Origin of the sequence: Thalassospira sp. UBA848 (assembly GCF_002295455.1) — a bacterium.
Taxonomy (GTDB): Bacteria; Pseudomonadota; Alphaproteobacteria; order Rhodospirillales; family Thalassospiraceae; genus Thalassospira.
Map to the genome: position 1 here is coordinate 5,531 of NZ_DBGS01000140.1, position 312 is coordinate 5,842.

Here is a 312-nt window from a genome sequence, read left to right on the forward strand (position 1 = left end):
TGCCCGCGCCAGCCAGTATGCGCTCACACTCAGTCCCGACAACCCCCGCATTCACATTACCGGCACTTTTGCGCTGGGTATGGCGCAGCGGTTGGCGGCCTTGCTTGATCAAAATCCGGGTGTGACCGGAATCGTTTTGCACAGTGACGGCGGGCATGTCTATGAAGGGCGCGGTGTCGGCTTCCTGATCCGGGATCGGGGCTTGGACACCTATGTGTTTAAGGCCTGCAGCTCCGCCTGTACGACCGCCTTTATGGGTGGTGCCAAGCGTTACCTCGGCCCCGATGCCCGGCTGGGCTTTCATCAATACAA

Annotated in this window: 1 protein-coding gene; it reads left to right on the plus strand. The window is 60.3% G+C overall.

What is annotated here, in order from left to right; genetic code table 11:
- Positions 1–312, plus strand: a 312-nt coding sequence (locus tag B2R48_RS19475; RefSeq protein ID WP_297003616.1) for a hypothetical protein, incomplete at both ends; no start/stop codon positions are given.